Raw genomic sequence first — 6,929 nt, 5'->3', positions numbered from 1 at the left:
CGCTGCCCCGGACCCCGCGGGGGGCTGTCCGCCCCCTCGACCCCGGACCAGCGAGGCGCTGGACCCAGGGTTGAAAAACTGCGCGGTGCGCAGTTTTTCAAACAGGCCGACGAAGAAGCCGGGGGGATAGCAGAAGCCGTAGCGCGGCTGTCTTGGTGGGGAACGCCGCCGCCGGTCAAGGCCAGGGATGATCTTGCCTACCAAAGGCCGCAGCGTTGACAGGTCGGCGGCCAACGCCTCGTCGCATGATGTCGTGGCGTGATGCGGTGGCCTCACGTTCCAAACCGCACGGCTCCGTCCCTCCACGTGATGCGGCCGTAGGTCTTCGGGCGATGAGCCCATGGTCTCCTGCATCGTGCCCATTTCTCGACGCCACGAGCCCGTCGCCCCTTCCATCGCCCCCGTTCCTCCAAGGCACGGCCTCGTACCTCCGGAGGCTCGACCGCACGCTCCAGAGACACGTCCCCGTTCCTCCAAGGCACGGCCTCGTACCTCCGGAGGCTCGACCGCACGCCGCAGAGACACGTCCCCGTCCCTCCAAGGCACGGCCTCGTACCTCCGGAGACTCGACGTCGTCTCTTCGGACCATGCCCCCCATCCCTCGCACACACGTGCCCGTCGCTTCTTGGCTCGGCCGCCAAGCTTGAAGACACGGCCTCATCGATGAACGGCGCATCGCGCAGCTCATCGAACCAACGCCAGCGAACCTCCCCATGGTCTTGCCACCGGCCCGCTGGACGGCCGCGTGCCTGTCTCGGTTGGCAACGTCGCTGCCGGTCTTGACCGGGCCTGTTCGATGAACTGCGCATCGCGCAGTTCATCGACCTCGGGTCCAGCCCCTGGCTGGTCCGGGTGCAGGGGCGGATAGCCCCTGCTGGGGCCTGGGGCAAAGCCCCAGCGAAGCATGCGCGCGCGACGGAGCGATAGGAAGAATTCCCGGTCGCCTGGGAAAAATTCCCTGCCAGGGCGTGGGCCCAGCGCGATGGGGGCCTCGTCTCGTGGTGGCACGCGTCCTGCTGTGTTTCTCGTCGCGGTCGCGCTTCCTTCGGCCTTCGGCATTGCCGCTGCATGCCCCGCTCGAAGGACGTTTGACGGAACCCCCTTCGGAGTTGAACCAGCCTGATGCAATCGTTTGTGACCCAATTGATTTCGGGCACATCGGCCCTTCCACGCGCGCGGCGGCGCACGCCCGTGCTGGCCGCGTTGCTGGCCATCATGCTCGCGGCCGGCGCGGCTGGCGCGGACGAGCGCCGCAGGACCGCAGGCGCCATCGGCGGCGCGGCGTCGTCCCCGGACGCCGCCGCGTTGCCCGCATGGGAAGCCTTTCCTTCCCTCGGACGCGCCATGGCGCTCGCGCGTGAACGTGGCCCCGACGTCGTGCGTGCACGGGGAAGCGTGGGCGTCGCGCAGGCCTCGTATGCAGGCGCGCGGCTCTCGGCGCTCGACAACCCGTACCTGGAGGTCTTCGTGGACCGTGGCCTCCAGGGGGTGACGAAGGACGCGGCTGTGCAGGCGAACCTCTGGCTTCCGCTCGAAGTGTCCGGGCAGCGGGCCCGGAGGATCGACGAGGCGGATGCGCTCGTCGCCTGGCAAAAGACCCTGTTCGAGGTGACGCAGTTCTCCGCCGAGGGCGACGCCGTGCGGGCTTATGGGGCCGCGCTCGTGGCGGGGGCGCGGGTCCGCACGCTCGAAGGGATCGTGCGCGACGCCGGCGCGGAGGCGGAGGTGTATCAGCAGCGACGCGAAGCCGGCGACGCGACGCTGCAGGAGGAGAAGCTCGCGAGCATGGAGCACGCGCGGTATCTGGTGATGTTGCAGGAGAGCCGCGCCGATCTCACGCGCGCGCTCGTTGTTCTCGCGCGCGCCACGGGGCGCATGTTCAAACCCCCCGACAGCACGTCCGCCATGCCTCCTGTCCCGGACGAGACGTACGGAGAAGCTGGCGCCGCGCGGCTCGCGGACGCGTCGCCCCACGTGGCCGCCTCGACGCGCGAGGCGAGCTTTTACGCGCGGGCGGGGCAGCGCGCCGCGATCGAGGCCCACCCGCCTGTGAACTTGATCGTGACTGCGGGCCGCGGCGACCTGGGCGAGCCGCGCTTCGGCGGTGGCCTCTCGTGGACCTTCCCGGTCGCGCGGCGCAAGCAGGCCGAGGTGGCCCGCGCGGACGCCGAGCGGGCGCGCGCGCTCGCCGAGGCCGAGGTGAAGCGACGCCTCGTCGTGCAGGGCCTCTCGGGCCTCGAGCTCGAGCGCGCCGAGGTGCGCCGCGCCCGCGAGGTGATCGACACCGCCGCCCTGCCCGCGGCGCAAGCCTCCGCCGACGCGGCGATTGCCACGAAGGCCGCCGGCAAGGGGGAGATGCTCCTCGTGCTCACCGCGCGCCGCGACCTCGAGCTTTTGCGATTGCGACGCCTGGAGCTCATTGCGCGTGAATGGTCGATCCTCGGCGACATCGTCGCGTGGACGGGAGAATTGCCGTGACGAACGAGACGAAGCCGAACGATGAGGACGCGGAGACCCCGCTCTCCGCGGACGAGGGCCTCCCGGAGCGCGACACGCAGCCCCCCCGAGCGTCCACGGAGCCGCCGAGGCCACGATGGGCGCGCTGGGGCATCGCCGCGGGCCTGTCCGCGCTCGCGGCTGCCGGCATGCTCGTGTGGCTGCGCGGAGGCGACGGTGAGGCCGATGTGCCCGTGACGAAGGCCGATGTCCCGCACGTCGAGGGCAAGGCCATCGTGTTCTCGAAGGCCTTTGGCGAACGCGCCGGCATCGAGACCGAGCCCGTGCGCCTCTCGCCGCTCGTGCCGCGGATCAAGGTCGTCGGCACCGTCGATTTCGACCCGGCGCACGTGGCCGCGGTGGGGACGCGGATCCCCGGGCTCGTCCGCTCGCTCGTGAAGGTCGAGGGCGAGAGCGTCAAGAAGGGGGACGTGCTCGCCGAAATCGAGAGCGCGGAGCTCGGCACGGCGCAGGCCAGCGTGGCCGTGGCCCATGCGCATCGCAAGGCCGCCTCGATCAACGAGAAACGCGAGCGCGAGCTCGCCGAGCGTGGTCTGTCGACGGCGCGCGAGCACGAGGTCGCGACCGCGACGCACGAGGAGCAACGCGCCGTCCTCGAAGCCGCGCGACAACGCGTGCACGCCATGAGCGGCTCCCCCGGCAGCCCGTTCGGCGTGTACATGCTGCGCGCGCCGCTCGAAGGGACCGTGGTCGAGCGGCACATCTTCGCGGGCCAATCCGTCGACGCCCACCTCGTCGCGTTCCGCGTCGCGAACCTCGATCATCTCTGGGTCGATCTCTCGGTGTTCGAGAGCAACGTCGACGCGATCCACAAGGACGATCCGGTGGAGATCTCGCGCGTGGTGGGAGGCGAGCCGATCCCCGGCCGTGTCGCCCACGTCGGCGACGTCGTGGATCCCGTGACGCGCACGGCGGAGGTGCGGGTCGCGGTCTCGAACCAAGAACGAAAGCTCCGGCCGGGGCAATCCGTGACCGCGATCATCCAGGCCACGGGCCCTTCGCGCACGATGCTCACCGTGCCCATCACGGCCGTCACGTACATCGACGGGCGGCCGACGGTGTTCCTCGCCGAGAGCCCCGATCGTGTCGTGCCGACGACGATCGAGCTCGGCCCGAACGACGGCACGCACCAGGGCGTCACCGCGGGCCTCTCCGAGGGGCAGCTCGTGGTGAGCCGCGGCGTGTTTGCCCTGAAGAGCGAGCTTTACCGGTAAAACCATGCTGTCACGTATCGTCCTTGCCTCGATTCGCCTGCGGGCATTGATGCTCGTCCTCTTCGCGTTGCTCCTCGGCGCGGGCGCCGTGGCCGTGCGCGCGCTCCCCATCGACGCGATGCCGGACGTCTCGACGATCCAGGTCTCGGTGCTCACGAGCGCGTCGGGCCTCTCCGCCGTCGAGGTGGAGCGGACCGTGACCATTCCGGTCGAGAATGCGCTCAATGGTGTCCCCGGCGGCGCCGAGCTGCGGAGCGTCTCGCGCGGTGGTCTCTCGGCCGTGACGGTGGTCTTCGCCGACGGCACGGACGTGTGGTTCGCGCGCCAGCTCGTCCTGGAGCGCCTGCGCACCGTGGAGCGCGAGCTGCCGGCCTCGGCGGGCACGCCCGAGCTCGCCCCCGTCTCCTCGGGGCTCGGCGAGATCTTTCAGTTCGTCGTGCGCAGCTCGCAGCACTCGCCGATGCAGCTCCGGACGCTGCTCGACTGGGAGATCGTGCCCAAGCTCCGCGGCGTGCCCGGCGTGATCGAGGTCAACACGATGGGCGGGGAGCTCAAGCAGTTCCAGGTCGTCGTGGATCGGGCGCGCCTCAATGCCCAATCGATGACCGTGCAGCATGTGATCGAGGCCCTGCGCACCGCCAACGTCAACGTGGGCGGCGGTTATGTCGAGCGGCGCGAGGAGTCGTTCACCGTGCGCGGGCAGGGCATGCTGCGCGACGAGGAAGACATCGCCAACGTGGTGCTGCGCGCGGACGGAGGCGGCGCGCCCGTGCTCGTCAAGCACGTCGCGGATGTGCAGATCGGCGCGGCGCTGCGTCATGGGGTCATCACCCACGGAGGCGAAAGCGAAGCGGTGACGGGCATCGTGATGATGCTCCTCGGCGGCAACAGCCGCGAAGTGGTCGCCGCTGTCGGGGAGCGGGTGAAGGAAATCGAGGCGGAGCTGCCGCCCGGCGCGACCATCGAGGTCGTCTACGATCGCGCCGATTTCGTCGGCCGGACCATCAGCACCGTGCTCAAGAATCTGGCCGAGGGGGTGATCGTCGTGACGATCGTGCTCGCGCTTTTCCTCGGCACGTTGCGCGGCGCGCTCGCGGTCGTCCTCGGGATCCCCGCGGCCATGACGGTGGCGGTGCTCGGGATGCACGCCTTTGGCGTGACGGGCGATCTGATGTCCCTCGGCGCCATCGATTTCGGCTTCCTCGTGGATGGGCCGATCGTGATGCTCGAAGCGGTCATCGCGGCCGTGGCGGGCCAGAAGCTCGCGGGAGACGCGCGGGCGCGGGCGTATGCCGAAGCCGCGCAGGGGGTGGCGCGACCGGTCGCCTTCGCCGTGGCCATCATCATGCTCGTTTACGTGCCGCTGCTTTTCCTCGAAGGCATCGAGGGGAAGATGTTCCGGCCGATGGCCCTGACCATGGCGTGCGCCCTCTTCGGCGCCCTCGTCTATTCGGTCCTCTTTTTCCCTGCGCTCCTCGTCACGCTGGTGCCGCCGGCCGAGGGCCATGGGCCGCGGTGGATGGAGTGGATCACGGCGCGGTACGAGCGGATCGTCGGACATGCCGTCACGCTCCGATGGCCGCTGCTCGGCGCGTCGGCGGTGGCCTTCGTCGTGACGACCTTCTGGTTCGCCCGGGCCGGCGCGGAGTTCGTCCCCCGGATCTTCGAGGGCGACGCGGTGGTGACCATCCGTCGCGCGCCGAGCATCTCGCTCGACGAGGCGCGGCGGCTCGACCTCGCGGCCGAGAAGGTGCTGCACGGCTTCCCCGAGGTCGTGAGCACGCTCGGCATGACCGGGCGCGCCGAGGTCGCCACCGATCCGGTGGGCAACGACAACACCGACATCCTCGTGCGGCTCCGCCCGACCGAGGAATGGAAGACGGCCCGCGATTTCGACGCGCTCTCCGAGGCCTTCAAGGAGACGGTCGAGGCGCGCGTGCCGGGGACGTTCGTCTCCGTCTCGCAGCCCATCGAGGACCGCACGAACGAGCTCATCAGCGGCTCGCGCGCGGACATCTCGATCAAGGTGGTCGGGAGCGACATCGAGGAGCTCGCCGCGCTCGGCGACCGGATCGGCGCACGGGTGAAGGCGATCCGGGGGGCCGGCGACGTGCGCGTCGAGCGCCTCCTCGGCCAGCCCGTGATCAGCGCTGTCGCGGATCGGGCGAGGATGGCGCGGCACGGCGTGCGGGTCGAGGACGCATTCACCGTGATCGCCGCGGCGCGTGAGGGCGTGCGCGTCGGCGACATCTACGAGGATCAGCGCAAGTTCGACCTGCGCGTGCTGAATCCTCCGTCCGAGCCTTCGGCGGCGGCGCTCGGCGAGCTGTTCGTCGAGACCTCGCGCGGGCGCAGCGTCCCGCTGCGGGAGGTGGTCACGCTCGCCGAGGGGGACGGACCAAGCTCGATCCGAAGGCAGGATCGCGAACGGACGGTGCGCGTCGACGTGAACCTGCGGGGACGCGATCTGGTCTCGTGGGTCGACGAAGCCAAGGCGGCCGTCGAGCGCGACGTGCCGCTCCCCACGGGGTATCGCATGGCGTGGGGCGGGCAATTCGAGAATTTCGAGCGGGCGCAGAAGCGGCTCGCGCTGCTGGTGCCGGCCGTGGTGGTGCTCATCTTCGGCATGCTGCTCTGGATGTTCCAGAACGCGCGCCTCGCCCTGGCCGTCTTCATGATGGTGCCGCTCTCGCTCGTGGGCGGCATGCTGGGCCTGCTCGCGCGGGGTTTGCCCTTCAGCCTGTCCGCGGCGGTCGGGTTCATCGCGCTCGGCGGCGTGGCGGTGCTGAATGGGGTGGTGATCGCCAGCGAGGTGGGCAGGCGTCTGTCTGCAGGCGAGGCGCTCGACGTGGCGGTCACGCGTGGCGCGACGGCGGTCGTGCGCGCGGTGCTCACGACGGCCGCCGTCGCGGCGCTCGGCTTCATGCCGATGGCGGTCGCAGAGAGCGCGGGCGCCGAGGTGCAACGCCCGCTCGCCACGGTGGTGATCTTCGGGATGTTCTTCGGGACGATCACGACGCTCGCCGTGCTCCCCGGCGTCCTCCGGGCCGCGCTCGCGGGCCAGCGCCTCGCCGCGCGCGCCGGGGAGGAGGCACAGGGCCGCGCGTATTCGCCGGTCGATTGCACCAGTGCCTCGGGGGGAGCCGCGCACGGCTGAGCTTGACGCGCCCGCGTGAGGTCGTGTATTTTGACCTCATA

The 6,929-nt window shown here is 70.5% G+C and carries 3 protein-coding genes; all 3 read left to right on the top strand.

The window, feature by feature from the left end:
- The first annotated feature begins 1,134 nt into the window (after positions 1-1,134).
- From QHF89_RS43730 to QHF89_RS43720, 3 genes are read left to right on the top strand one after another with little or no spacing between them, the layout of a single operon-like run.
- Positions 1,135-2,478: a TolC family protein gene (locus QHF89_RS43730; protein WP_136968051.1), complete on the top strand. Its 1,344-nt coding sequence runs from the start codon at positions 1,135-1,137 to the stop codon at positions 2,476-2,478.
- The gene (locus QHF89_RS43725) at positions 2,475-3,731 is read left to right on the top strand and encodes an efflux RND transporter periplasmic adaptor subunit (protein WP_284721723.1); all 1,257 of its coding nucleotides are present in this window, start codon (positions 2,475-2,477) and stop codon (positions 3,729-3,731) included. The genes QHF89_RS43730 and QHF89_RS43725 overlap by 4 nt, the downstream gene beginning before the upstream one ends.
- Positions 3,732-3,735: 4 nt before the next feature.
- A complete protein-coding gene (locus QHF89_RS43720) occupies positions 3,736-6,888 on the top strand; it encodes a CusA/CzcA family heavy metal efflux RND transporter (protein WP_136968053.1) in 3,153 nt (1,050 codons plus the stop codon).
- Positions 6,889-6,929 lie beyond the last annotated feature (41 nt).

It is taken from the genome of Polyangium sorediatum (assembly GCF_029946465.1).
Taxonomy (GTDB): Bacteria; Myxococcota_A; Polyangia; order Polyangiales; family Polyangiaceae; genus Polyangium; species Polyangium fumosum.
This window is presented reverse-complemented; position numbering and strand designations above follow the sequence as displayed.